The sequence below is a fragment of the Helicovermis profundi genome, from assembly GCF_033097505.1.
Lineage (GTDB): Bacteria > Bacillota > Clostridia > Peptostreptococcales > Acidaminobacteraceae > Helicovermis > Helicovermis profundi.
Genome location: NZ_AP028654.1, coordinates 1314544 through 1339754, shown reverse-complemented (window position 1 = coordinate 1339754; position 25211 = coordinate 1314544). Strand labels below are relative to the sequence as shown.

34 protein-coding genes are annotated in these 25211 nt (G+C 27.4%); all 34 read right to left on the bottom strand.

The window, feature by feature from the left end; genetic code table 11:
- Positions 1-104: 104 nt before the first annotated feature.
- A complete protein-coding gene (gene darG / locus AACH12_RS05895; protein WP_338537136.1) occupies positions 105-1133 on the bottom strand; it encodes a type II toxin-antitoxin system antitoxin DNA ADP-ribosyl glycohydrolase DarG in 1029 nt (342 codons plus the stop codon).
- A 15-nt stretch (positions 1134-1148) separates the two neighbouring features.
- Positions 1149-1751, bottom strand: coding sequence for a DarT ssDNA thymidine ADP-ribosyltransferase family protein (locus AACH12_RS05890; RefSeq protein ID WP_338537135.1), 603 nt, complete (start codon positions 1749-1751; stop codon positions 1149-1151).
- A gap of 212 nt (positions 1752-1963) precedes the next feature.
- Positions 1964-2308 (bottom strand): hypothetical protein, encoded by a 345-nt coding sequence (locus tag AACH12_RS05885; protein WP_338537134.1) that lies wholly within the window; start codon positions 2306-2308, stop codon positions 1964-1966.
- Between the two features lie 2 nt (positions 2309-2310).
- The gene (locus AACH12_RS05880) at positions 2311-3030 is read right to left on the bottom strand and encodes a peptidoglycan recognition protein family protein (RefSeq protein ID WP_338537133.1); all 720 of its coding nucleotides are present in this window, start codon (positions 3028-3030) and stop codon (positions 2311-2313) included.
- A complete protein-coding gene (locus AACH12_RS05875) occupies positions 3030-3416 on the bottom strand; it encodes a hypothetical protein (RefSeq protein WP_338537132.1) in 387 nt (128 codons plus the stop codon). Before AACH12_RS05875 ends, AACH12_RS05880 begins: the two co-directional genes overlap by 1 nt.
- Before the next feature lie 79 nt (positions 3417-3495).
- Positions 3496-3612: an XkdX family protein gene (locus AACH12_RS05870; RefSeq protein ID WP_338537131.1), complete on the bottom strand. Its 117-nt coding sequence runs from the start codon at positions 3610-3612 to the stop codon at positions 3496-3498.
- 2 nt (positions 3613-3614) lie between these two features.
- Positions 3615-4028 (bottom strand): hypothetical protein, encoded by a 414-nt coding sequence (locus AACH12_RS05865; RefSeq protein ID WP_338537130.1) that lies wholly within the window; start codon positions 4026-4028, stop codon positions 3615-3617.
- A gap of 1 nt (position 4029) precedes the next feature.
- Positions 4030-6108 (bottom strand): phage tail-collar fiber domain-containing protein, encoded by a 2079-nt coding sequence (locus tag AACH12_RS05860; RefSeq protein ID WP_338537129.1) that lies wholly within the window; start codon positions 6106-6108, stop codon positions 4030-4032.
- A 32-nt stretch (positions 6109-6140) separates the two neighbouring features.
- Positions 6141-6761, bottom strand: a complete 621-nt coding sequence (locus AACH12_RS05855; RefSeq protein ID WP_338537128.1) for a putative phage tail protein — start codon at positions 6759-6761, stop codon at positions 6141-6143.
- Entirely contained in the window at positions 6754-7830 is a 1077-nt protein-coding gene (locus tag AACH12_RS05850; RefSeq protein ID WP_338537127.1) for a baseplate J/gp47 family protein, read from the bottom strand. The genes AACH12_RS05855 and AACH12_RS05850 overlap by 8 nt, the downstream gene beginning before the upstream one ends.
- Positions 7823-8257 carry a DUF2634 domain-containing protein gene (locus AACH12_RS05845; protein WP_338537126.1) on the bottom strand — a complete coding sequence of 145 codons (435 nt, stop codon included), beginning with the start codon at positions 8255-8257 and terminating at the stop codon, positions 7823-7825. Before AACH12_RS05845 ends, AACH12_RS05850 begins: the two co-directional genes overlap by 8 nt.
- 5 nt (positions 8258-8262) lie before the next feature.
- Positions 8263-8616, bottom strand: a complete 354-nt coding sequence (locus AACH12_RS05840; protein WP_338537125.1) for a DUF2577 family protein — start codon at positions 8614-8616, stop codon at positions 8263-8265.
- Position 8617: 1 nt separating this feature from the next.
- Positions 8618-9595: an XkdQ/YqbQ family protein gene (locus AACH12_RS05835; RefSeq protein WP_338537124.1), complete on the bottom strand. Its 978-nt coding sequence runs from the start codon at positions 9593-9595 to the stop codon at positions 8618-8620.
- Positions 9592-10008 carry a hypothetical protein gene (locus AACH12_RS05830; RefSeq protein ID WP_338537123.1) on the bottom strand — a complete coding sequence of 139 codons (417 nt, stop codon included), beginning with the start codon at positions 10006-10008 and terminating at the stop codon, positions 9592-9594. Before AACH12_RS05830 ends, AACH12_RS05835 begins: the two co-directional genes overlap by 4 nt.
- Positions 10009-10050: 42 nt before the next feature.
- Complete coding sequence (locus tag AACH12_RS05825) at positions 10051-12255, bottom strand: phage tail tape measure protein (protein WP_338537122.1); 2205 nt, start codon at positions 12253-12255, stop codon at positions 10051-10053.
- Positions 12256-12418: 163 nt separating this feature from the next.
- Positions 12419-12820: a hypothetical protein gene (locus AACH12_RS05820; protein WP_338537121.1), complete on the bottom strand. Its 402-nt coding sequence runs from the start codon at positions 12818-12820 to the stop codon at positions 12419-12421.
- Between the two features lie 46 nt (positions 12821-12866).
- Entirely contained in the window at positions 12867-13286 is a 420-nt protein-coding gene (locus tag AACH12_RS05815) for a phage tail tube protein (RefSeq protein ID WP_338537120.1), read from the bottom strand.
- Positions 13287-13296: 10 nt separating this feature from the next.
- Positions 13297-14349, bottom strand: a complete 1053-nt coding sequence (locus tag AACH12_RS05810; protein ID WP_338537119.1) for a phage tail sheath C-terminal domain-containing protein — start codon at positions 14347-14349, stop codon at positions 13297-13299.
- A 13-nt stretch (positions 14350-14362) separates the two neighbouring features.
- Positions 14363-14791, bottom strand: a complete 429-nt coding sequence (locus tag AACH12_RS05805; protein WP_338537118.1) for a phage tail terminator family protein — start codon at positions 14789-14791, stop codon at positions 14363-14365.
- Between the two features lie 8 nt (positions 14792-14799).
- Positions 14800-15225, bottom strand: coding sequence for an HK97 gp10 family phage protein (locus AACH12_RS05800; protein WP_338537117.1), 426 nt, complete (start codon positions 15223-15225; stop codon positions 14800-14802).
- Positions 15218-15553, bottom strand: coding sequence for a head-tail adaptor protein (locus AACH12_RS05795; protein WP_338537116.1), 336 nt, complete (start codon positions 15551-15553; stop codon positions 15218-15220). Before AACH12_RS05795 ends, AACH12_RS05800 begins: the two co-directional genes overlap by 8 nt.
- The gene (locus tag AACH12_RS05790) at positions 15550-15840 is read right to left on the bottom strand and encodes a head-tail connector protein (protein WP_338537115.1); all 291 of its coding nucleotides are present in this window, start codon (positions 15838-15840) and stop codon (positions 15550-15552) included. Before AACH12_RS05790 ends, AACH12_RS05795 begins: the two co-directional genes overlap by 4 nt.
- Before the next feature lie 7 nt (positions 15841-15847).
- Complete coding sequence (locus AACH12_RS05785; protein WP_338537114.1) at positions 15848-17011, bottom strand: phage major capsid protein; 1164 nt, start codon at positions 17009-17011, stop codon at positions 15848-15850.
- Positions 17012-17038: 27 nt separating this feature from the next.
- The gene (locus AACH12_RS05780; RefSeq protein WP_338537113.1) at positions 17039-17743 is read right to left on the bottom strand and encodes a head maturation protease, ClpP-related; all 705 of its coding nucleotides are present in this window, start codon (positions 17741-17743) and stop codon (positions 17039-17041) included.
- A gap of 13 nt (positions 17744-17756) precedes the next feature.
- Positions 17757-19016 (bottom strand): phage portal protein, encoded by a 1260-nt coding sequence (locus AACH12_RS05775; RefSeq protein WP_338537112.1) that lies wholly within the window; start codon positions 19014-19016, stop codon positions 17757-17759.
- A 13-nt stretch (positions 19017-19029) separates the two neighbouring features.
- Positions 19030-20766 (bottom strand): terminase large subunit, encoded by a 1737-nt coding sequence (locus AACH12_RS05770; RefSeq protein ID WP_338537111.1) that lies wholly within the window; start codon positions 20764-20766, stop codon positions 19030-19032.
- The gene (locus AACH12_RS05765) at positions 20759-21250 is read right to left on the bottom strand and encodes a phage terminase small subunit P27 family (RefSeq protein ID WP_338537110.1); all 492 of its coding nucleotides are present in this window, start codon (positions 21248-21250) and stop codon (positions 20759-20761) included. Before AACH12_RS05765 ends, AACH12_RS05770 begins: the two co-directional genes overlap by 8 nt.
- A gap of 126 nt (positions 21251-21376) precedes the next feature.
- A complete protein-coding gene (locus AACH12_RS05760) occupies positions 21377-22648 on the bottom strand; it encodes a KAP family P-loop NTPase fold protein (RefSeq protein WP_338537109.1) in 1272 nt (423 codons plus the stop codon).
- A gap of 44 nt (positions 22649-22692) precedes the next feature.
- Positions 22693-23061: an HNH endonuclease gene (locus tag AACH12_RS05755; RefSeq protein ID WP_338537108.1), complete on the bottom strand. Its 369-nt coding sequence runs from the start codon at positions 23059-23061 to the stop codon at positions 22693-22695.
- Positions 23062-23243: 182 nt separating this feature from the next.
- Positions 23244-23789 (bottom strand): site-specific integrase, encoded by a 546-nt coding sequence (locus tag AACH12_RS05750; RefSeq protein ID WP_338537107.1) that lies wholly within the window; start codon positions 23787-23789, stop codon positions 23244-23246.
- Entirely contained in the window at positions 23789-24160 is a 372-nt protein-coding gene (locus tag AACH12_RS05745) for a hypothetical protein (protein WP_338537106.1), read from the bottom strand. The genes AACH12_RS05750 and AACH12_RS05745 overlap by 1 nt, the downstream gene beginning before the upstream one ends.
- The gene (locus AACH12_RS05740; protein ID WP_338537105.1) at positions 24150-24314 is read right to left on the bottom strand and encodes a hypothetical protein; all 165 of its coding nucleotides are present in this window, start codon (positions 24312-24314) and stop codon (positions 24150-24152) included. Before AACH12_RS05740 ends, AACH12_RS05745 begins: the two co-directional genes overlap by 11 nt.
- 133 nt (positions 24315-24447) lie before the next feature.
- Positions 24448-24948, bottom strand: coding sequence for a hypothetical protein (locus tag AACH12_RS05735; protein WP_338537104.1), 501 nt, complete (start codon positions 24946-24948; stop codon positions 24448-24450).
- A 61-nt stretch (positions 24949-25009) separates the two neighbouring features.
- The gene (locus AACH12_RS05730; RefSeq protein WP_338537103.1) at positions 25010-25198 is read right to left on the bottom strand and encodes a hypothetical protein; all 189 of its coding nucleotides are present in this window, start codon (positions 25196-25198) and stop codon (positions 25010-25012) included.
- Positions 25199-25211 lie beyond the last annotated feature (13 nt).

The following is a 25211-nucleotide window of genomic DNA, read 5'->3' as shown; positions in this document are numbered from 1 at the left end:
CATACATTAATTAAATATTATTTATATAAACTTAACTTGTGGCGACAAAATGGCGACAAGTTAAGCTTGAAATCTATTCTTATTCTAACAATCAAAAGTTTATTTTAAGTATTGTATTTATGAAGTTGATAACCTGTCAATGTTTTGTCTACAATATTATCATTATAAAGTTTAATTAAGCATGATTTGATTTCATTATTCGAAAAATTTTCAGATTTAGTTTTAGACCAATTATTAAATTGTTCAACTATTTCAGATTCTGTTAATTCAATATTCGTTTCTAATAAATAAGCCACTGTAGATAAACATTCAAGTTCATGATCATTATCTATTGAATTAACATACATAGTTGCCTGATTAATAGCTGGTTCTAATACTTCAAGTTTTGTTTCAACTTTATTACTTATTAATTTCTTGTATAGTATACTGTATGCTTCGCTAGTGTCTTTTACATTATGATATGATTGAAACTCTTTGATTTTTTTACTAATAATAGCTATCGAATTATCATATGGACCATATTTATATTTAGAAAATTTGAAATAATTTTCACCAGAAAATAAATTCATAAAATATACTGTTTTTTGGAGTCTTATTTTATCAAATTTTTCTAAATTAAGTTTTATTTGCATTAATACTAAAGAAGACAAACTCAAATTGGGTTCTCTAGATACCTTTGAAGTATAATTTTGTGACGGCTCATAAATTATAATTTTTACACTATCAGCAACGGCAGATAACTTTTCTTCAATTAAAATTCTAACTTCACTCCATATTAAACCACCATTTCCACTTCCTAACGGTGGAATAGCAATAGATTTAATTTTCTCTTCTATAATCAACTTAGCTAATTCTTCAAGACCTTCTTTTATATATATCATTTTTGATTTTTCACGCCATTTATCTTTAGTTGGGAAATTAATAATAAATTTTTCTTTTTCTTTGAAATGATGTAATTTACCAACACTTAAATTTCTTGATTTGCATGCCTTTATATACGCAATATTATTTTGAGGATATTCTAATTTAAATTGGTATGCAATACCTTTCCCCATATAGCCTTCGCAATTAACAGTATTGACTAAAGCGTACGCATCCGACTTTAACAAATTGCCTGTTGTATAATAAATCAAGGTATCACCTCCTACTTACATTTTTTTATCAAGCCAACACTGTATATTAACATGCGGTGGTTTATGAACAATATTATACTTTTTTAATAACTTTTGTACATAATTCTTAATATTTTCGTTCCTAACATTTATACTAAGAAAATATTTAGCTGGTATTACCTTATCTGTTAAACATTCAGCCATTTTTACATGCTTTATATTTTCATTTTCAGTTCCGTAACTATGCATTATTTCCCAATCAATCGCTCTCATACCTTCATCATAATCATACAAAATTAATTTATCAATTGAAAGTGGATGTATCGGAATAATTTTGAAATCATTATGTTTTGCATCTTTACGAGTTATGCAAATATATACAAATTCATCATTTTCATACTTAGATTTAACCGCAACATCAAAAGAAGAATATGGATGAAAATGAAATGGTGTAAACTTATCTAAACCTAAAATATTACGTTTATCAATTATTTCAGAATCTGCAACATCTTTAAATAATGATTTTCTTCTCAACAATTCATTTCTTGGCAGTAAACCATCTTTAATGATTGATTCTAAATTTTCTAGCTTTGTTAAATGATAAAGCAATTTACCATTTTTTATATCTCTCATAGCCATAAAAACACCAACCCTTTATTTTGTATTTTATCATATCTAAATATAAAATTATATATATTTTAAAAAATGCGCAATTATTCCAAAAATATAATTCTATGAACTATCTATACAACAATACTAATATTTTATGTTTCAATTCTAAAATTAATTCGTGAAACACAAAATATAATAAATGCTCACACCAATTGCTTGATATGAGCATTTATTAATATTTATTTAATATAAGGTAACAAATCAACCTCTTCATCAGACACTAATATTTCTTTCAATTTTTCAACCGCCTCTTCAATATAACCACCTATTTCTTCTTTAGTAAAAATCAATCTAAATATTTTAGGCATATTTACATATACCCATGTTGAAACTGCAACATATTTAATTTCACCAGTTTTACTCCCAAATTCTTGCTCTGCTTTGCAAACAAAATAAAAAATTGTATCTTTTATACTCTTTTTCTTTCCTTTTTTCCACAAATAAATAAGTACAAGAATAAAAATAAGAACAACTACTATGCTAAGCAAATTGTTCTTTACTAAATTCAATATTAAATTTAACATTATTATTTACCTCCTAAGTTTTGCATTCTATTAAGCATAACCCACACTTCTTCTCTAGTAACATTATCTTTTGGCCTAGATCCATCTGATATTTTATTTTCTTTAACAAAACTTTGAGCTTCTTTAGCCCAATTTGAAACACTGTTATCTTTTATTTCATCAACTTTTGATTTTTTTACAAGTTGATTTATATCACCAACAAATCTCTTCCATCCATTTTCTCTATTCAAAATTCTTCTTGGACAATATTTTCCGTTCCAATCTTGATGTTTAAATATTTTTAATTTTGGATAAGTTAGTATTAGTGCTGCATTAAGTTTTTTTGCATTTTCTTCTGCTTTTTGCTCATTTCCATTTTCGCATATTTCTATTGAAATTGTTTTAAAATTACCTGGTCCTCTTCCATCACCAGCATTATTTGTTACCTCATCTATTGGAACTGTTTGAATTATAGAATCTTCATCTACAAAAAAATGTACTGATACATATTCTTTATCAACATTTTCTACACTTTGGAGCCACTTTGCATGCATTTCATCACTAGCAGTTGGAGTTATGTTTCCTGTATTATGATTAGTAATACCTATACATTCATTTATTTTGATCAGCGTTCTTACGTTTGTCTTACCTTTAGGCTTTATTATTTTAATCATAATAGGAACATCGCCGACAAATTTATCTTGAATTATTCCATCCACAATATTTATTTTTTTTATCTTCATTATTGCATTCCACCTTTCATAATTAACCCAATTAGTAAGCCTGTCCCTCCAGCAATCAGCCCCCCAATAAACAACTTCCAATATCCAAGGATATTATCACCTGGCGCCTTTTCAAGAGTAACAAATTTTCCGTCGTGTACTTTTATAGCACCTAGCGCATCTTCAATTTGCTTCGCTATATATTCAATACTGGTAGACATTTTTATAATTGTTTTCGTTTGCTCTTCTTGACTATTAAGCTTACGATGAGCTGATTTAGTAGATTCTTCTGTAATTATTATCCTTTCTTTTATTTCCGATATGCTCTTTACTATTTCCATTTGATTTTCTTGAAATTGTTCAAAACTTTTTAATGCCATCTCGTAAATTCGGTTACCATCATCCACTATTAATCACCTCTTTTATTTATTTTTAACATGTAGTAGAAAAAATAAAACCAAGTATCAAAAATTCAACACTTAGTTTCTACACCATAATTTCTTTTTTCTCTGCTTCAGTAATCCATCCTTTTAAAACAGCATTATTAAGGTGTTCTTCATTAACTTTTCCTTTACTATATAAATTTTTCAGCATCTCATACATACTTACACCCCCAAACTATCAATCAATAATTTATCAACAACATCTTGAAGAATTTCTAATTGTGATTTACCTTGCGGTATTGGTGTTGGATCATGATTATCTATTACATTTTGAATATTTGCAAATAGTTGTGTAGGATCAAAACCATTCCAAACTTCAATAGTTTTAGGTAGTTCAACTCCGTCAACAACTTCAATCAATTTTTGTTTTTCTAGTTTTTGATAGGTAACTATCATATTAATAACTTGTTCATTATCATCTAAAACATCAGTTGAAATTTCTTTGATGTTGCTAAATTTAATTTCTAAGCTATCTTCTTTTGGAAAGAATGACATTTCTTCTTGTTTCAATAAACCTTCTTTTTGAATTTCATCAACAAGTTTATTTGGATTTACATTTTCATATAATTTAATCATATTACGCACCTACCTTATATATTGATATTTTAGTTGCAGGATTAGCAGCAGCTGCCCCTGTTATACTAATTGATGTGGTAGAAGTCTGATATACTTCAAATGATATGTTATCACCTTTTTTAAGATGCACATTATTTAATAAAGTAGGATTTTTAAAATGCGAAATATTTTCTGTTGTTTTTGAATCATATTCATATGTTGAATCGTTAATTACTATTTTATTATCTCTAACACCAGTAGAATTTTGCGCCCATATACTTTGCATATATATATTATATCTACCACTTTCACCAATCACAAAATATGAATCTTCGTTAAGAATTATACCATTACTTTCTTCACCATTATTATTTCCGTAGAATAATATTTTAGTTGGGCTTGAATCCGGTATTAATTGTGTATTCAATAAATTACAATTAAAATACGGTTGAATATCTAACCCCTTAGCAACTTCTGCGATATCTGAATGATGTGCATGTGCTATTTCTGCTGCACTTATACTTTCTAAATTATTAGTTCGTCCCATTATATTACCAAAGTAAATATATGCTTCATTTATATTAACTAATGAGCTATAGTTAACTTTTAAAATATAAGGGTTTCCAAAATCTCCATTTTTATTGATTATTATTTCAGCTACATTTCCATCGAATTCTAATGAATAATCAATATAATCACCATTAACCAAATTGATAGAATCAATTAGATCATCTTTTTTTGTGAAAGTTGCATACCAAGCTGTTAAACGTGTACTTTCAATACTAAATGTTATATTTTCACCATTAGAAATATCTCTTAGAGTTATTAGATGCATATAATCATGATTAACACTAATTAATTTTCTTCTTCCCGAAAATATATGTTTTTTACCGTTAAATGAATATGATTTAATACTTCTGTAACTGAAAAAATTACTAGTATCATCATCTAAATTCCTTAATATAATATTGCCAAATTCTTTGCCTATAAACAATTCAGAATTTAAGGGATTTATTTCAGCAGCACCATTTTTTTGAAATGGGTTAGGATATAATCCACTTGGGTCGGCTTTGACTAATATAGCATCTTCAAAGCTAACCGAATGTCCACTTGCATTAATTGTTGTTAAAGCAGAATATAAAGTATCAGTTATATTCTCCCAGCTTGGACTTCCTGTAAATGTAAAATCGGATTTTTTTATATGAAAATAATTCCAGCCATCTTTTAGTCCAGATGTTATACTATAATCAAAAAAATCTGTTCCTAAATTTGGTCCAAGAACAATTCTTACTCTAGTGAACATATTTTTATTACTTAAAAAGAATATAAAGTTAATAAAATCATCATCACTTGATACATTTCCATTGTTTAATTTTGTAAAGTCTTTTGCAATAGCACTATGTGATGTAGTATACAAATCATCAGATGTATTATTTGGTTGGTCTAATTTGATACATCTGTCTTCAATCTTAAAATTAGCTTTGTCGACAGACAATGTTCCAATCCCCGAAGTCCATGCTGAAATATTTTTTGTACTTTGAACCAATTTCGTATTCCCATAATAAGCAGGTCTATCTGCATACCAGTTATTGTTGATTACCCTGCTAAATTCTTCTTTTAACGTATTTATTTGTGCCACCGTAGCCATAGCATTAGGATCTACTTCAATAGATATATTTGAGGCATTTGAAACTACCGTAATTAAATCAATCATTATATTGGTACTATTAATCCCAGTATTCGGCGGAATCCAATCTGGTATTACTGCTGTTGTAACTGAATATAGAATTTCACCCACATCAAGATCCGTTGCATAAAGTCCAATAGTTTTTAGATGATATCCAACTAAAAGATTTATATTGTCAAGTACTGCACTAACTTTTACTGAAGCATCATTTACTTTTGAAACATTTGAAACTAATATAGATTGCTTGATATCACTAATACTTGTTAACGCTTCAAGTTCTTCTGAAGTATGTTCCGAATAATCTGTATCTGAAACTTTCACCTGCGTAAACGTAGGTGTGGCTATTCCTGCCATAATCTTAGCCATCAATGAATGGCCTGCACTTGTAATGACTGTAGAATTAAAACTTGCCACTTTTGAATCACCTTCCTTTTTAATGTTTTAATTTAAGATATTTCAATTTTTGAACCTATAATAGAAACTGATCCATTAATTATAGTTTCATTGCTAGAATAAGTTATGTTAATATTTGGAGTTAATGTATAGTGATATCCTTGTGTTACTATACTTCCAAGAAATGTTTTTTCTTTATCGCTATTAACAGTTATTTCGTTTAAAATTTTTACAGCTAAACTACATGGAATTAATTTTAAAATTGTTTTCTCTAGGTTCTCAAAATCATCAGAAACACCACCAAAAGATCGAAGATTAATGCTAATTATATTTTCAGAAATATCACTACTCGCTTCTCCATTAATCCAAACTTCACAAATACTATTAATTATTGATAAACTTATTTTTTTTCTTCCTCTTAATCTTGCTTTAATTAAATTTCTTCTTTGATCTACCGAACTTAATATATTGGTTTCTATTCCAAGTCTTTTCTCAAATGATGTTAAGCCACTTCCTATTGCTGTATCAACAAAGAACTCACAAAATGATAGATTTATTTTTTTATCTATATTCATGAGTTCTTTACTAATTGAGTCAAATAATGAATTTGCGATTTCATCTTCTCTTAAAATTTTAGAAAGATGATTGATTAATTTTTCTTTGTAATTAGTCAATTGTAATCACTCCTAAGACAGTAACTTCTTTTTCTAAAATAGGTACATTGTTTGCCTGATCATTTATAAATAAATTTGTATAGTCTTCAATACCTTCAGTATTTAAAACAACATTCCCAATTTTTGCATACGAAATATTATTTTCAATAAATGCGATTGATTTCAGATAAGTCTCCAAATTAGTTCTAAGTAGTGGTTCTACTATTTTTTTTGTATATCCTACCTTATAATTTGCAGTAAAATTTATATTTAAATTTAAAGGTGTAGCTGACTTAACATATACATATGCACCAATTGGAGCAACTCCTTCACCATGTCCATTTTTATCCAATGGATTTATAAATAATTGAGTAGCTGAAACAAGAGTTGCATCTGCAGGCAATTTATTAGTATCCACAATTATAATAAGCAAACTATTTTCAGCTATCTCTCCATTTAAATTTTCTAATGGAAATACTTTGCATCCACCTACGCCTACTACTTCTAAGCACCATTTTTTATATGCAGCAATATTTCCTTGAGTTACTTCGTCTTGTTGCATATCTAAAAATCTATCAATAAATTCTCCATCTGTTTCAGCTTCGTATCCTCCACTTGCTCCAACTATATTTGTAACTGAAATAATACCTGGTATAGTTACTGGTATTTGAGTAATGGTATTCGCAATAATATTGCCTACTTCTCCTTGTAAAACTGATTGAACTTCAATCAATCCTGATTCAACAATATTTTTTAATTTAATTGCTTCAAATTGAATACCTGCCTTAGTTTCAAATAGATCACCAATATTAATTACTCCATTCCCATTTACAAAAAGCTCACAAGTTGCAAAAGATGCGGCACGTCTTAATTGATCAGAATTTTGCTCAATATATCTATCAACTTCTTCACCAGACAAATTAGTAATATCTAATTTTGATTCAAGTATTTCTATTTTTTTATATAGAGCCTCTTTTTCAATACTAACTGCAGCTAAAAAATCATAAAACAAAGTTCCTACACGCTTATCATATTTATTATCAATATATGATAATAATTCTTCTAGTATCTCTTCTTTTGATTTAGACATTAATACTCACCTCTAATTCACCTTCGACCGCTGACATAACAAAAATATTAATTACTAATTCTTTACTTGATGATTTGCTAACTATAACTTTTGATATTTCTTTTATATCGCTATTTAAAAATATTTTTTTATTAAGTTGCTCTTTTATTTCAGAAGAAATTAATCCAAGTGGAATGTTTTTTTTACCAATATATTTTTTTAATGATAAACCAAATTCTGTCGATTTATAAATATCTATACTTTCAAATTCTGTTCTAATTAAAAATTCTAACCATTGCTTTATTTTTTCACTTTTATTTACAATCTCAATTAAATTTCCATCTAACGTTTCATAGCTTTGATTATCAAAATTATATTTATAAACAATTCCATCATTTAGAACTATTTCTTTAGTTAATTTATCCGTTTCTATTATTTCTGGAAACAAATTTATCACCCCAGTTTTTTCACAATATCAATAACAAAGAATTCTTGTAAATTGCTAGTTGGAATTAACATTACTTGATCACCTTTTTTAATAGTATCTGTAATAGTTAATTCAGAAGTACTAGTAAAATTTTCTGTTATTTCTTTTATTTTAATACTACCTGTTAATTCTACTTCTCTAATATGTGATAAAACCGTATTAGTAAAATATAAATTCTTTTTAGTAAGCAGTACTTCGCCATTATAAATAACAATTTTTATTTCAGGAAAATCACTTACTACACTTCCTATCAACGCACTTTCATGTTTTGCGTTATTACGTTCTTTTAATAATCTTGCTAGTTCTACATCATAATCCATATTAAACACCTTCTACATTTAACATCATAGTATATGCACCGCTTGCAATCTTATGATTAACTGACTTAACTATAAAATCACCTACAAGATTTATATTTTCAATATTTAACTTTATTAATCTACCAGCCTTCACATTACTATTTCCTATAAATGTTAAACTTGATATTTCAGATATTTTATTCAAATCATTTAAAACAGTTTTAGCAATATTTCTAGCTTGTGATTCATCTTTACTATCAACTTCAATTATTTCTTGAAGTAATCCATAGTTTTTAATAGAGATCTCATCTTTTATAGATTCAATTATCTCCATATCATTAGAATCTTTACTAGTTACTATAACCGAGTTTCTAAGATTTTCTATTGATACATTAACAGTAGCAGTTTTTTCAATTGCATTTTGTATTTTAAATACTGGTAGATTTGAAGCTAATCTACATACTTCATCAATATAGATTAAACTTTGTTCAATTATATTAATTTTATTACCTTCCATTTCTATCAAATACTTTTTACCAGTTTCTAAATAAACTTGATTTAAAATATCGCTTATTATTTCGCTTATATATTTATCTTTGTAAATCATAGAAATAATAGTATTCATTTCAGCTATATTATTAAATTCAATTTTAGATTTTAAAAATAACGATTTTAAAGCTTTAGTTCCTGGTACTTCATTAAATTGAATTATAGTTTTTGAAGAGTTAAGATAGAAAGCAAAGTCGTTACACCTTACAGTATCTTTATATTCACCTTTACTAATTGAAGTAACTATTCCAGTAAACACATTAGTATTTAAAGTTAAATCATCAAAATAAATAATATCTCCACAAACTATTTTATTATCATTAATTTTTGCAAATTCAAATTCAAATGAAATGCTTAATAAATTTTCATCTGAGGTCCAACCTACATTTCCACTTTGCTTAGTTATATCAGTTCTTATTTTATTTCTTAAGTACTCTAATTTAAAATTCATAATTCACCTACAAATTTAAATTCTTGAACGCTAAGATTATAAATAGTATCTTTTGCTTTATCTTCACTATAAGTAAACGATGTTATAACACATGGCATATTCAATTTTTCTTTACCAAACTTATCAGTAATATAGATTCGCAGTGGTACTTCACTCCATTTATTAAAAAAATCTATATATTCTTTTGGCTCTAAAGAGTTTCTTTCTTGAAAAGAATATTTATTAGGATACTCTGGAAAAAAACTATTTATCGTTACAACTTTAAGTCCACTATTTTTATTAATTAAAGTTAAATCACCATCTTGAAATGTTGAAAATTTAGTATGTGCATATTGTTTTTCAATAGGTATATCATTTGGTTCTATTGGAAAAGTAATTACTTCTTCATTATTATTTACAGAGAATATTATCATTTCTCACATCCCTTAAAAAAGAGACTTTTTTAAAAGTCTCTTTTACATATTTACAAGTGCTAATTTTACTTTTTTTACAATTCTATTTCCCATTTCATCAGCATATTCATCATTTCCAATAACATTACCTTCAATATTTACGTACACATTTATACTTTGATTTGATAACATTTTATCTGTTTTATCCGCAGGTATTACTTTAGATCCATTAGGTAAATCTACAATTTCACCGCCATAAGCGCCATCATTTATTTCATATTTTCCTTTTGTTGTATATGATGATCCAGTTGCTAGCTTAGGAATTTTAGGAACTGTAAAACCAATTGATTTTCCACCTAGTTTATCACCTAACCACTCAGGCAATTTAAACTTAACTCCATTAACTTTTTCTATCATTATATTCATTAATCCAATAACACCATTAATTGGAGCTTTCGCAATAGATTCAAGTGTGTTAAACACACCGCTAAATATTGTTTTTACACCTTCCCATGCTCTCTTCCAATCACCAGTAAACACTCCAGATATAAATTCTGTTATTCCACTAAAAATAATTCTAGCGCCATCAAAAATACCTTTCCACTTTTCAATATTAGTTTCAATAATAATGCCAAGTAAAGGAAATCTTTTTTTAATTTTTTCAATAAATATTTTAAAGCTTTCCCATAGTTCAAATATTTTAAACTTAACTCCATTAATTTTTCTTATCATTAGATTCATTAATCTAATCACACCATCATTTAGAGTTTTTATAATTACTTTAAATATATTAAATACACCACTAAATATTGTCTTTAAACCTTCCCATGCTCTCTTCCAATCACCTGCAAATACACCAGATATAAATTCTGTTATTCCTCGTAAAATAATCTTTAAGCCATCAAAAACGCTTTTCATTTTTTTTACAACAATTTCAATAACAACACCAAGTAAAGGAAATCTTTTTCTAACTTTATCAATAAATATTTTAAAACTTTTCCATAGTTCATAGGTTTTAAGTTTTATTTTATCCCAATTTTTATAAAGAACTACTCCAATTGCAATAATAGCTGCAATAGCTACATATATTAATCCCCAAGGATTAGCATTCATAGCAAAATTTAACGCTAATTGTGCACCTTTAAGAGCCAATGTTCTTGCTTTCGTAACTAACATTACTGCATTATATGCTGCAATAGCTCCTACAATTCCATAAACCAACGGTTCGAATTTACTCCAATTCTTATAGATAAATTTTACTATTTCAATTATTTTTTTTAATAGTTTTTTCATCTCTTTTAAAACAATTTTAATAAATATTTTAAAAAGTTCCATCTGTTTTGATTTAAAAGCATTCTTAATCCACTTAAAAACGTTTTGTAATATTGGAACTAACTTCCTTATATTAGACTTAATACTGTTTACTAAATTCACCATATGAGCTTCTATATAAGGAATTTGTACATTAAACCACTGAGCAAATTTTGCTTGCATAGGTAATATAATACGTCCCAAAGTTTCTTTATATCCATCCCAATTATTTTTCATTGCAAGTATCTTGCCATCATCAGTATTAGCAAGTTCTTTATTAACACCACCAACATTTTGCTCAAGTACTTTTACTAGTGTTGCAACCTTTTCTTGTTCAGTTCCATATTTAAGCATTTTACCTTGAGCTTCACTAAATGTAATACCAGCTCTTGATAAAGCCCCTAGTTGGCCATTCAAAACCTTACCAAACATATTACCTACATTTACACCATCGCCTTGAGCAGAATTCAATCCTTTCATTTGGGCTATAAGATCACCTGCGCCAGCAGATAATGATGATACACTATCAGCTGTAAGATTATATGTTGCTAACTGCTGCTGAAAAGCAATTGATACATCAGCTCCTACAACTCCAACACCTTCTAAAGTATCAGCTTGATTTATAAGCTGCTTAATTTGTTTTTTACTTGCTTTACCAGTAGCTTTAAAAACTGCAGCTAGTTTTGTTTCAACTTCAATTTGTTCTTTTGCTTTCTCTACGCAATCAGTCATTCCATCTTTTAAAGCTTTAAAACCCAAATAAGCACCAGCAAGCCCAATTGCACCTTTTGCCACAGATTTAAAATCACTAACTGCACCATTCTTAAATCTTTTTATGCTATTTTTAGTTTTCTTTACTTCTCTTTTAAACTTTTTAGTATTTTTTGTAGAATTTGAAATTGGTTGTGAAAATTTATCCTTTAATTGGAGAATAGTATGAATAGTTTTTTTAGCCATTTACTCATCCTCTCATTTTAATCATTTATTTTATTTTCTTTAATATACATATTCATTGTTTCTATATAAAACAACTTCTCTGTATATTTAAGATTAAGTAAGTTTTTCAAGTCATGCCCCCTAAGAAGAAAAAAGCTAATCATTCCTACTTCTATATCGGAGGCTATGAGTTTTTTATTTCTTTATCCACTGTCTCAAAAGATCCATTCCAATCCATAATAAATGAACCAATTTCAAGAACTTCTTCTACTTCAAAAAGTTCATCTACAATATCATCTGGTGATTTACATTCATAAGTAGTTTGAAGTTCATCTTCATGTAATATTTTTACACATGAATAAATAAGATTTTTATTTATTTCATAAATTTTAGTAACAGATTCATCTTCATTAATAGCGTCCATAGCTTCAAGTATTAACTCTCTATCTGGTTTCTTAATTACGATTTCACCTTCTAAAGATTTTACAAAATAATTTCTAAATTCAATTTTACTATTTTCTTTTTGTTTCTTTTTTGCTATTAATCTATTTAAAGTTAATTTCAAATTTGATTTTTTATTCGCCATTTATTTTCCTTTCATAAAAAGGGCTTACCGAAGTAAGCCTTAAAATTTATATTGTATCTATTAATTCATAATCACCAAATTGAAAAGGAAGTTCCTCTTCAAGTGGTGATTTAAGTTCAAACTTAGCAAGAGTAAATTCATCAAAAGTAACATCTTTTATAATTACTCTTTCTGCTCCATATGATGATGGATCAGATAATTTACTAATTATTTTAATCTCTGGCATATTACCTGTTTTAAAAGCCTCTGCTAAAAGCTTAGCTCCTCTTGAATAAACTTTATTAGTATTAATAGATCCACTGCCCTCATAACCTATATACTTTCTTGATTTACCAAGTTTTCCTGCAATATCAACATCTTCATATTGACCAGTTACTTTTGCCTCAAAAGATTTTGTTTCTATCCATTTTTCATTATTAACCCATATCGTACCAAATGTACCATTTATAATTTTATTTGGATTCATTATCTCACCTCTACACTAAATACAAATTGAAGTTTAAATCTTCAATTGCATCATTTACTCTAATATATGTTTTAGCAAAAACACTTGATCTATATGGATAATTTTTAATTTCCTTATCAGACCATTCAATAACTTCAGGTTTAATAATTGCAAGTGCATTTTTCTGCGCTTCAATATCAATTTCAACATGATTATTATAATTGTTTTCAAGAATTTCTTGATAAGCTAATACATTCAAATAATCATTAACAGCACTAAAAAATATTACTTGATTATCATAATTATTTTTATATTTTCCAATATATAAATTTTTAAAAGAAGACTTAATATCTCTTTGTATAAGTAACAAAGTCTCCATTATAGTAATTTTTTTCATATCATCAGTTTTATTTTCACCTATAGTTAAAAGCGAATTCACTCCTCTTGCAACTCTTACCACCTCTTCATCATTGAAAAGTAAAAACTGACCTTGATCTACTGCTGTATCAATATCAATTGGTTCTACAACTGATATTAAATCGTCTAAAATCTTATACGTAGTTGATTCTGTTAAATTGCATCCGCAAATCAAGCCTAATACTCTTGCAATATATTTTTCGCCATTAATAACACCTGATTCTTTTGTAACAGATGTGTTTGCAAAATTTACTATTCTTTCATGATCAGATGGAATATTAAATACTACACTTTGAATAGAATCCATAGACTTAACTTTAACAGAAAGTTCTGTATGCTCTAAACTAGTACCATCTGCTATAGCAATCCAATTATAAAATATATTTGCAATTTGATTTACTCCAGTTTCTATAACTTCAACCTCTTCAACATCAACTCTTGATACTATTACTTTTATTACTCCACCAAGTAAAACGTCTTTAATAAAAGATACATTTTCTGCTGTAAATTTCAATTCATCAATTTGATCTTCTGAAGATATTACTACTGTAGAAAATGTTTTATCTGTATTATCTTTTATTATTAATGCCGCTACTCCATTTGATGAACGTTTAATTACTGTAGAAGCTAATTCTTTAAAAACAACATCAATATTTGGTCTTCCCATATACTCCACCTTTCTAAATTTCTAATTCGATAGTATCTATCATAAGAGAACTATCTTCTTTATCTAATTCCTGAATATAATTTAATTCAAATGATGCCTGAAGAACATTATCTACTAGTCTATCTACATATTCTAAAGGATGTATTATAAAATTCTCACTTACTATTAGTGGATCTAAAAATAGTAAAGCTAATGAATCTTGAATATTCATTAGCTCTAAATCGTTTTTATCTCTATCCTCTGGATAATAATATATTCTTACAATCATATCTTTTTTTAACATATATATACCAATAGATTCTGTATCTACATCACCAAATATCACTTTAAAACAAGGCCTTTTAAATCCCTCTTCTATATCACTACTAATAATTTTACTTGTAGAAATTGTTTTGATAGCTTTATTTATAGCTAATTTAATATCTTTTATATTAGCAATCATAAAACCTCCTATAATGATCCATCATTTAATAAATCATCTACAAAATCTTCACAGTCTTTAAAAAATTCATTCTTAAACTTTCTTTCAGTATCTTCAAATACATGAGCTCCATCTTTAAAACCATGACTAACACCGTTTTTATCTAAAACTTCATGGCCATACTCAATTAAATGAGCATGAGGAGCGTTATTATAAACTCTAATAGACTGTTCCCCGCCATTATACTTATAAGGCTTACCATCTTTTATTCCTTTAAGATAATTTCCTGTTTTCTTGCCTACTTTTGATTTTGCTCTTGAAATAGTTTGCTTTTTAAGTTTTTTAGCTTCTTTTTTTAAAAATCTATTTGATTTTCTTGGTAATCTTTCAACTATTTCATCCATATACCTCAAAGCATCATCAATTTCATCAACATTAAATTCAACATCACTCATAATTAAATATCACCTCACAAAAAAATTCTAAAGTTCTATTCGACTCAAATGGATTCAAAATATATTTAATTTCATATTTAGAATTTTTATATTTAAACCACATATCAGGTTTTATAAATTTACCCGCAGAATATCTAGTTCTAATTTTATGAGTAGTTCCTGAAATTTTAGTATCACCTTGCTCATTTTTAATCATTCCAGTCATTGGTATTATTTGTGAAGATATTTTTTTTACTAACGCTTCTTCAATCGATTCTTCTAAAAGTTCATTTTCACTAGCAACATTTTTCCATACTTCTATTTTATGCCTTAATTTACCTGGATTCATATAATCACTTCACTCTCTGAGTACTCTAATTGAAGCAATAACGACTGAATGCTAAGACGAGTTTTATCACTCGCCTTACCAATCATTTCTCTATTTTCATACCAATCAGTAACTAGAACCATAATAAATAATTTTGCCTTAGAACTATCACCAGTAAAAGTTTTACCAGTTGCATCTTTCAAATATTCCTCAGCTGCATCTAAAATAATTTGAAGAATTGTATCTTCATCAACATCTTCAGAATCTATTCGTAAAAATTGTTTAACTTCTTCTAAGTTAACTATCATAAGCTACCTATGCTGGCTCTTTTATAACTAACTCAGCGTAAACAGCAGCTTTAGAATCAAATTTTCCAGCATCCATTCTTACAATAGCCCTCATATCTGTTCTATTATATTTAAATGCATCTCCACCAACACTTGTTGCTGCAATTGATATTTTTTCTCTATCAAATAAAACAACTGCTTCTTTTAAATCACCAATAATAATTGGAGCTTTAATAGTTTCAGCAGCACCACCTGGATCAGTAATAACAGTTTTTAAAATTTTGTTTGATGCAGTATGAACTCTAATTCCTCTAAATAATGTTGCTCCTGGTAATTTAGGATCTGGTTGTAATAAACTTTTACCATTTGAATCTTCTAAAGAATCTAAATAATTATAACCATCTTGATTAGTTAAAATTGAAGCACCAGCTTTAATAGCTGGATCTAAATCAACATTAATTACAGTTTTTATCTCAGCAACTGTTTTAATATCTTTTTTAACAAACGTTGCTAAAATATCTAAAATCAATTTATTTTTTGTTGCTTTATTCTTTTTCTTTAACCAGTTAGTTAAAAAATTTTTTAATTTTGCATCCGAATCATTTAATAAGTTATTAGGGATTGGTAAAAATCCACCTAAATCTTTAATTGTAAAATTGATTGTTTCAAATTTTGGAGCATCCGAATCTGGAACAGCTGCGCCTTCTGCAAATTCAACAAAAGAAGTTGTATCAGCCTCTTTTTCTAAAACTCTACTGCCTTTAAGTGTACTTACTGGTTCTATAGTAACGAATTGAGATAAATCTGTATCATCACGCTTATATTCATTAATTGCAGTTTGAATATCTTCTGGAACAGTATATCCACCATCTTCACCAGTTGTTGAACTTAGAGCTTTATGTTCTTCAAGCAAATTTGCTTCTGACTCATCTAATCTTTTACTCTTTAAAGCTTTAAAAAAAACATTTCCATAAGCCTTTTTATCATCAACTGGATCTGGATTTAAAGGATCATCTAGAGGTATTGCATTTTCAAATTGAAACTCTTGTAATATTTCAATTTTAGCTTGAATATCTTTTACTTCATTTGTAATTGCTTTAGCTTCATCAAGCTTATCTTCAGCCAATAATGTACGTCCTTCTTCTTTTTTAGCATTTAATTTTGCTAATAAATCTCTTAATTCTTTAGTCATATAATCCTCCCATTGGATATAAAAAAACTAGATTAAATCTAGCTTTAAACTAAGTATTTCTTTTTCATTTAATTCATTTTGATTCTGTAATTCTTTTTCTAGAACATTATTAATAAAAAATTTAGGAGCATTTTTGAATCTACTTAAATCCATACTTTGATTATTAATATTTAGTATTCCTTTATTTAATGATGCAGCAATTTGTTTTTCTTCTTCAACTTCATCAGCAAAACCTTTTTCAATTGCTTCTTTACCAGTTAACCAAGTTTCTACATCCATCATGGATTTTATTTCTTCTTCAGAGAGTCCAGTTCTTTTAACATAAACTGCAACTAAACTTTCACCTATTTTGTCTAAATCATCTGCCACTTTCCTAAAATCATCAGCATTACCAGCATGAATCGTCCAAGCATTATGAATCATAATCATTGCATTTGACGGAATTACAATTTTGTCACCAGCCATAGCTATAATGCTTGCAATACTAGCTGCTAACCCATCAATATAAACAATTACATTAGCTGAATGCCTCTTTATAATATTGTATATTGCTTGACCTGCAAAAACTGATCCACCAGGACTATTAATATAAATATTGAGTGTATCAATTTCACCAAGTGCATCAAGGTCTTTCTTAAAATTTGTTGGTGTTATATCCTCCTCCCAAAAATCATAGCTTGAAATTTCACCATAAATACATATTTCACCAACTCCAGCATCTAATTTTTTCATATTCCAGTACTTTTTATTTTTTGCTATTATTCTCACCTCCTTTTACATACTGTTGTCCCGCCATATCAACAGGAATCATATTCCCATTAAAATACAACCTATCACCACCTTCAGCGGTAACCATTTCTTCTTTTTCTCTAACTTCATTTATTTTATAAAAACCAGATTGAATTCCTATTCGATATGCTTCAAATCTGGTTTTTATGTCACTTCTAAGAATTACATCAGTGTTAAATTTGCAATAATATCCTTTTTTCAATTCTTCACTCAATAGTAATTTATACGTAGTTTCCTGCTCATACATAGTAAGATCACTTTGCAATGTATCTACATAATATTGTTTTTGTTGCTCTGTAATATTGCTATAAGTTGCCTTTGATAAATCGCCTAATTGATGCATTTTAACACCAAACATTGCAGCTATTTGTCTAATTGTTAATTCAGTATTTTCTATAAATTGAGCATCAGTCATACTTAATGATATTGGCTGAAACTGATAACCTATAGGTAGTAATGAAATTCTATGTGCATTTTTAAGTCCACTGCTCATATCTTCAAATCTAGTTCTAAAAGTTTCTTTTGCCTTAGTATCTAAATCACCAACATACTGTATTATTCCTTTTGACTGCATACCACCTCTAAAAAAATTATTCACATATGTCTGACTTGATTTTGCATTTTCAATTATAATTTTGTTATATTCAAGTACTGACAAACCAGCAATACCATCTAATGTCATACCTCTATAATGAAGTAAATCATCACTTCCTAATTTATATTCAACATTATTTTTATCTTTATATACATAAATCAAACCATTCTTAAGTCCTAGTAGGCCTACATCATCAACATAAATTTTCACTCTACTTGAATCAAGTGGATAAAGTGCCGCTATTTCAGCTGATTTTCTTCCTACACCATAATCAATATAAACATAAGCATTACCATATAAATTTTTTTGATTTTCAATACTATTCCAATAGTTACTAGCAGACATGTAAGGATTTGGTCTTAGTGAAAGTAAATTCGACAATGGATGATCTTTTATCGTCTGAACACCATCTTTTTTTTGATACAATTTTAAAGGCAATTTACTCATTGTATCTGACCTAATTTTTAAACAAGCAAATACAGTCGCTTCTCTTAATGCATTTTTTCCTCTAACATCAATAGCTGTTACATCCACACCTAAAAATTCTAGAAACTCTTCATCTTCCATTGAAAGTTCAGCTTTAGGCATAATTATATTTTTTAATTTTTCGTACCAACTCATTCACACACCTCTTTTAACTCCATAACTTGTCTAAGAAATCATCTTCAGCAAATTCTGATACATCCTTTAAATCTCCACTCCAATAAGTCATAGCTCTTTTATGAGAAAATATACACGTAGCAGCTGGATCAATTCTTTTAAATGTACTTTTCTTTGATATTTTTATTTCTCCAAATGAATTTGTATCAAGTTCACTATTATTGATGGCCCAACTTAATAGTTTATTTCCATCATGCACTATTTGATTTACTTTTACTAAATCTTGAAAATTTCTTGTAGGCTCATCAAGTTTAGCTGCACTTTGTGGTATTTGAACACACTCATAACCAATTCTTTCAAGCTCAGCTACTAATAAATTCGCATTATGTGCATCATAGCAAATTTCCATTACTTTTAAGTTGTATGTTTTAACCTTATCTTCTATACAATTAATAACAGCCCAATAATCTACAATCTGTCCTTGATTAGCTTCAGTAGCAATCAGCCAACCTTTTTTAATCCAAAAATCATAAGGTACTTTATCAGTAAGCATCTTTTCATTTTTAACTGCAGCTGGTAAAAAACTTTGAGAAAAAAAAGCATATTTTCTTATTTCACTATCTAAAAAAGGAAACTCAAAACTAATACTAGTTAAGTCTCCCGTTTTTGATAAATCTATTCCTATATAACAATCCATGCCTTTAAAATCTTCAAATGTTATTTCTTTTTTACATGCATACCAATAATCAATATTAAGAAATTTATTTGTTCCATACTTAATCCAAATATTACAATTCTTTGTTAAGAAGTTTCTTATCTTCTCTTCATCATTTGAATCATAAGCTCTTTTACATTCTCTTTGTAGAAAATCACGCCCCTCTTTATAACTGCATATTATTGGATTAGCTTTTGGCCATAAATTCGAATCTTTAGGATCATCTCCTTTATCAAGTTCAGTAATCATAATAAAATATTCATCATTATCTAAAGTTTCATCAAGAATATTAGAGCAATAAGTGTACTCCGCGTAACATGGTTTATCTTCAAAATCAAAGCCAGCAGTAGTTATAATTACTATTAACGATTCTTTTCTAGCACCCATACCAGAAACCATAACATTATACATTGTTGCATCTGGATGAGCATGGTATTCATCAATAATAGCCATTTGAGGATTCTTACCATCACCAGTTTTTCCAGCTTTCTTACTCAAATGTTTTATAAAGCTTCTACTTCTTTTATGTGTTATCTCTTTTTGAGTAAATTTAAATCTTTTACTAACATACTTTCCACTCATAAGATCAACTTCATCAAATACTATTTTAGCCTGATCTCTTTCAACACCAAGTGTATATATTTCTGCTGCACTAATACCTCTAGCTCCTGCTTCATAACTACCCATACCTGCTTCCATTTGAGATTTTGCATTTTTTCTTGCTAACTGAATATATGCGTATTTAAATCTTCTGTATCCAGTTTCTATATGCTTCCATGCTTCAATATTACAAACAATAAACTTTTGAAAGCTATCTAGTAAAATTGGCTTATTAGCTAAAACACCTTTACTATGTTTCATATATTTAAACCATGATACTATCTTTTGAGCTTCATATTCATCCCAGTAATAAAAAAAAGACTCATCGTGCTCCATTCTATGAAGATCACTAATAAATCTTTTGCAAACTTTAATATGTTTTTTACATGCAATTATTTTGCCATCAATAATATTATTACTATAATCAATAAGTTCTTCAAGAACAGAGTTATACATTGTTGAACATTCCTTCAAATTCTAATTCATCATCATCAATATCTGGCATTGATTGTTGAACTATCTTAAGACGTGCTACCGGAGAAAGTCCAAAGTCAGCTGAATATTTTTTAATCATCTCAGCATATTTAAGCTGAGTTTTAACCATAGGATTTTCAATCATATTTGCAAAGCCAGCTTTATTTGTATATTCAATAGATAAATCTTCTCCATGAAGTGCAATCGTACAAAATTTAAATTTTTCAATAGAATCTGATAATACAGTTAGACCATGTACATCGACATTACAAAGGAGCCCGATAACATCGAGCTCCTTAACAATTTTTTTAAAAATATTTTTAGCATCCTTACCTAACCAGGAAGGAGCTTTTATTTTATCTGATTTTAATTTATTCAATTCTTCTTCTTGTTTTTTTCTATTTTTAATTTCTGCTTTAGTTAGATGAGCTTTATTGCCTGCAGCAATAATACTCTCTATACTCATATTATTTCTTCCAGTAATAATAACCCTCCTTTCAAAATACCCCTTTTAGCTGAAAAAACGAAAAAGATTTACGTAGAGTGGGGGATGCGGTGCACAGGTTTCTGCTTGGAATTTTGATGATAGCCCCTATACGTCAAAACCATTCAAAAATTCAAGTTCGTCAATATATTTTAATTTACCATCTCTGAAAAAATTATAGTATCCTTGTGATATATTATTAATAATTATTTTTTTCTCTAAATTAGTTTTCAAACTACTTTTATCACAAATTATACTGAATATTTTTATGATTGTTTCATTGAAATCTAATGGACTTCCATTTTCACTAAATTCAATTTCAAAATCAATCATTTTATATTTTAATAATACTTCATATACCTTATCTTTTGAGTTAATTAAATTATTATAATCTACAGTATCTTTAGCTCTTATAAATATTAATATTGAAAATACAACATCAAGCAAATATTTGGTATGGTTTTCTCTAGAAAGATTTTTATTTAATCTAGGTGCAATTATACTAATATATATTTCTAATTTATCAACATACCTTAAACTATAATTGTTAATTATAGTTAATTTTTTTAAGTTATCTATAATATTCTTCAATTTTACATATTCTCTCTCTATGTAGCTAAATTTAGAATCAAAATATTTATCTAATGATGGCTTTTTTAAATTATAATCTAAATCAATCATTTTTCGTAAATATCCATTTGAAGATATATCTTCTCCATACCTTTTTTTAACTATTGAATTCAACTGACTTCTATCAGTCGCTAATATAAAATAGTATCCTTCAACCTCAAAAAAATGCTTTAAAACTTCTATTAGATCTACAACAAAGTTTGGCTTTGCTCTATCAAGTTCATCAACAAAAAAGATTACTTTTTTATTGCCTTTAATATTTAATAATTGTTTTTCTAAATCTTTTTTAATTTCTGAAATTGTCTTCATTTCATTATATAATTCTTTTATATCTTTTTTATCTAAGCTAGCTTTAATTTTATCTATATTTACAACACCTTTAGTAGCTAAATTAACTAATCCTTTAGCAACTTCTATAACCGCCGTTGTAATATCATTACTATGAATATTATTAACTTTTACTAGAAAATCTTCCATAGCATACATAATTGCTAATATTGGATTATTAAAATGATCACTTTCCCAAGCATTCAAATAAATTGAAATATACTCTTCTTTTTGTTCATTTAATGCGTTTATCCACTTTTTTATAAACGTCGTTTTACCAGTTCCCCACTCAGAATTTAAAGCAATTGTAAGACTAGAATTATTTTCATTAATTATCTTCATAAGATTTACTGCTGCCATCTTTCTGTTGAAAATATCTTCTTGAAACGCATCATTAAAATATTCTTCCATTGTTTTAGCCATAATATCACTCCTTTAATAAAATTATACCATATTGGAATATTCATTTATATTTTATTATGAATTCTATTATGACACGCTTTACAAACACTAAAACAATTATCATAAACAAATCTCTTCTCAAAATCTTCTCTTACTTCTACAATATGGTGAACAATTTCAGCGTTGGTAATAATGTTTTCTTTTAAACATTCTTGGCATAGATAATTATCTCTAATAAGAATTCCTTCTCGAAATTTCTTCCAAGCTTTTGAATGATAAAAATTTTTTATTTTTTTATCTCGATTATGATGATCATATTTTCTATTGTTCTCTCTTTTTTCAATCACTCTTTTTTTACTACATGTCAAACAATATTTCTCTGTTCTATCAACTAAATTATTACATCCTTTTCCCAGACAGATTTTTTTAGACATATCCACCTCAACTTTAGTTATACTAATAGGTTCAAGCTTTTTTGGTCAATTACACTTAATATAAATTCTGTGTAATTCAAAATCATACTCAAAGCACTCTAAATACAACATTCTTATTTTTACTACTACTTGAACTCTACATACTCTCGTTATGACTACTAATAAGCAAAAAAAATAACATTTTATATCTCAAAATTATCTATTTTTGTATTAATACTCTCTTGAAGAATCCCTATATATCTAAGAGTTACTGCATCAGATGAATGATTAAATATCAATCTTAACGTCGCTGCATCTTTAGTTTGATTATAAAAATGATAACCAAATGTTTTTCTAAGTGTATGAGTTCCTATATTTTCAAGACCAAACATTGAAGCAGTTTCGTTCAATATCTTATAAGCCATATATCTACTTATTGGTTTATTTACACCAATTCTAGATTTTATTAAATATTCATTAGAATCTTTTCCTATGCAATACATTCTAAATTCTCTTCTTAATACTTTATTAATCTTAATATTTCTTTGCTTGCTAGTTTTTTTCTCTTTTAAAACAATGAATTGTTTATTACGAACATCTTTAACTTTAATTTTCAAAATATCTGATATCCTAAGTCCTGTGTTAATACCAATGATATACATAATATAGTTTCTTAAATTATCTTTCTTTAGATAATTCGCAATATCATTTACCATACCTGAATCTCTTATTGGCTCAACATAATTCATTATTTTATACTCCTTATTTCCTTACAAATTTTATAAAGAGAGGTCCAGCTGCATCTTTTTTTATTATAATTAAAAAAATTATTTGATACTTTACCCAAACTACTCTCTTTATCACTTATTAATATCTCTGAAATATCATTTGCATTATAAACTCTATATCTATTTCTAGCTTCTGACTTGATTTTTAGACCATAAGCATTTATTGCTTCTAAAACTTCATTGATATTACCGATTTCTAAATAAACAGATCTAATTATATCTTCATTAGATAAATCTTTAATATCTTTAAATTCTTCAATTAATTCAAGAATCAAGTTAATTTGATTTCTAATTTTTAATAAATTATTTCTATTCATTCCCTTAATCTTCATGATCTATTCTCACACTATGCTTTTTAGCATAATTTTTAAATCTTTTACATTTTCTACACTTTGAATCTTCAACAATCTCTAAAATAACCTCTTTTCTTATTTCTTGCTTTAATGCTCTTCTAGATTCATTGTCTACAAATACTACTTTCTCCATTCATTATCATCTTCTTTCATAATAAAAAAGAACATTAAAACGAATTTTCTCCCGTTTTTATGTTCTTTTTTGTTTTATTACTACTAATTTTATATTCATCTTTTACACAATATAAGTATAGCACCAATAATATCTAAGAAGTGCGCAAAGAATCTGCAAACATTTTTATTTCATCATTTATTTTTATTAATGCCCTCTCGCCATAAAATACAATTGCAAGCTTACAAATTGCATCATTAGATTTATATTGACAGTTTCTTATAGAGTATAATGTTATTGACGATATTTCTCCCCAACTTAATTTATCAATATACCTATACCTTGTAATCTCACTTTCAAGCTTAGATAAAGAATTTATTGCTGAGTCTAATCTGTTTAACTTAATATTTGTAATTAATATTTCACTTTTAATTTTCTCTATATCTTCTAAATTTTTTAAAGCTGTATTTTCAACTAATTTATTTATATTACTAGTTTGAACGTTACTATTTGATGAATAATCAATACCACAAATTCCATCATTTATTTTTATTTCATCAATTTTTAATTTTAACTCTTCTAGATATAATGGCAATAAACTATAACAATTTAAAGTTTCTATTATCGCATTTTTATAACATTTCTTTATTTTCATTAACTCCTCCTCAAAAAAAAGAACTTCAGAAAAAATCTTTTCTGAAGCTCTAGGCTTTCGGTCATATTATGTATTTTCCATACTCACCGCATTTACATTTTATAATTATCATTCCATCTTCAATATCACCTAATCTATGATTACATCTACTGCATCTAATTATTTTGTTTTTTCTCAATTTTTTTGCTGCTTCTAAAATCTCATTAACAGTAAATTCACTATTAATTAATTTTTCCAATTCATCTTCCATAATCACACCTACT

Coding starts and splice junctions, on each gene's coding strand:
- AACH12_RS05890 (WP_338537135.1), bottom strand. CDS start 1,751: ATGGCTATGAGAGATATAAAAAATGGTAAATTGCTTTATCATTTAACA.
- AACH12_RS05885 (WP_338537134.1), bottom strand. CDS start 2,308: ATGTTAAATTTAATATTGAATTTAGTAAAGAACAATTTGCTTAGCATA.
- AACH12_RS05880 (WP_338537133.1), bottom strand. CDS start 3,030: ATGAAGATAAAAAAAATAAATATTGTGGATGGAATAATTCAAGATAAA.
- AACH12_RS05870 (WP_338537131.1), bottom strand. CDS start 3,612: ATGTATGAGATGCTGAAAAATTTATATAGTAAAGGAAAAGTTAATGAA.
- AACH12_RS05865 (WP_338537130.1), bottom strand. CDS start 4,028: ATGATTAAATTATATGAAAATGTAAATCCAAATAAACTTGTTGATGAA.
- AACH12_RS05850 (WP_338537127.1), bottom strand. CDS start 7,830: ATGTCTAAATCAAAAGAAGAGATACTAGAAGAATTATTATCATATATT.
- AACH12_RS05840 (WP_338537125.1), bottom strand. CDS start 8,616: ATGGATTATGATGTAGAACTAGCAAGATTATTAAAAGAACGTAATAAC.
- AACH12_RS05835 (WP_338537124.1), bottom strand. CDS start 9,595: ATGAATTTTAAATTAGAGTACTTAAGAAATAAAATAAGAACTGATATA.
- AACH12_RS05830 (WP_338537123.1), bottom strand. CDS start 10,008: ATGATAATATTCTCTGTAAATAATAATGAAGAAGTAATTACTTTTCCA.
- AACH12_RS05825 (WP_338537122.1), bottom strand. CDS start 12,255: ATGGCTAAAAAAACTATTCATACTATTCTCCAATTAAAGGATAAATTT.
- AACH12_RS05820 (WP_338537121.1), bottom strand. CDS start 12,820: ATGGCGAATAAAAAATCAAATTTGAAATTAACTTTAAATAGATTAATA.
- AACH12_RS05815 (WP_338537120.1), bottom strand. CDS start 13,286: ATGAATCCAAATAAAATTATAAATGGTACATTTGGTACGATATGGGTT.
- AACH12_RS05810 (WP_338537119.1), bottom strand. CDS start 14,349: ATGGGAAGACCAAATATTGATGTTGTTTTTAAAGAATTAGCTTCTACA.
- AACH12_RS05805 (WP_338537118.1), bottom strand. CDS start 14,791: ATGATTGCTAATATAAAAGATATTAAATTAGCTATAAATAAAGCTATC.
- AACH12_RS05800 (WP_338537117.1), bottom strand. CDS start 15,225: ATGAGTGATGTTGAATTTAATGTTGATGAAATTGATGATGCTTTGAGG.
- AACH12_RS05795 (WP_338537116.1), bottom strand. CDS start 15,553: ATGAATCCAGGTAAATTAAGGCATAAAATAGAAGTATGGAAAAATGTT.
- AACH12_RS05790 (WP_338537115.1), bottom strand. CDS start 15,840: ATGATAGTTAACTTAGAAGAAGTTAAACAATTTTTACGAATAGATTCT.
- AACH12_RS05785 (WP_338537114.1), bottom strand. CDS start 17,011: ATGACTAAAGAATTAAGAGATTTATTAGCAAAATTAAATGCTAAAAAA.
- AACH12_RS05780 (WP_338537113.1), bottom strand. CDS start 17,743: ATGAAAAAATTAGATGCTGGAGTTGGTGAAATATGTATTTATGGTGAA.
- AACH12_RS05775 (WP_338537112.1), bottom strand. CDS start 19,016: ATGAGTTGGTACGAAAAATTAAAAAATATAATTATGCCTAAAGCTGAA.
- AACH12_RS05770 (WP_338537111.1), bottom strand. CDS start 20,766: ATGTATAACTCTGTTCTTGAAGAACTTATTGATTATAGTAATAATATT.
- AACH12_RS05765 (WP_338537110.1), bottom strand. CDS start 21,250: ATGAGTATAGAGAGTATTATTGCTGCAGGCAATAAAGCTCATCTAACT.
- AACH12_RS05760 (WP_338537109.1), bottom strand. CDS start 22,648: ATGGCTAAAACAATGGAAGAATATTTTAATGATGCGTTTCAAGAAGAT.
- AACH12_RS05755 (WP_338537108.1), bottom strand. CDS start 23,061: ATGTCTAAAAAAATCTGTCTGGGAAAAGGATGTAATAATTTAGTTGAT.
- AACH12_RS05750 (WP_338537107.1), bottom strand. CDS start 23,789: ATGAATTATGTTGAGCCAATAAGAGATTCAGGTATGGTAAATGATATT.
- AACH12_RS05745 (WP_338537106.1), bottom strand. CDS start 24,160: ATGAAGATTAAGGGAATGAATAGAAATAATTTATTAAAAATTAGAAAT.
- AACH12_RS05740 (WP_338537105.1), bottom strand. CDS start 24,314: ATGGAGAAAGTAGTATTTGTAGACAATGAATCTAGAAGAGCATTAAAG.
- AACH12_RS05735 (WP_338537104.1), bottom strand. CDS start 24,948: ATGAAAATAAAGAAATGTTATAAAAATGCGATAATAGAAACTTTAAAT.
- AACH12_RS05730 (WP_338537103.1), bottom strand. CDS start 25,198: ATGGAAGATGAATTGGAAAAATTAATTAATAGTGAATTTACTGTTAAT.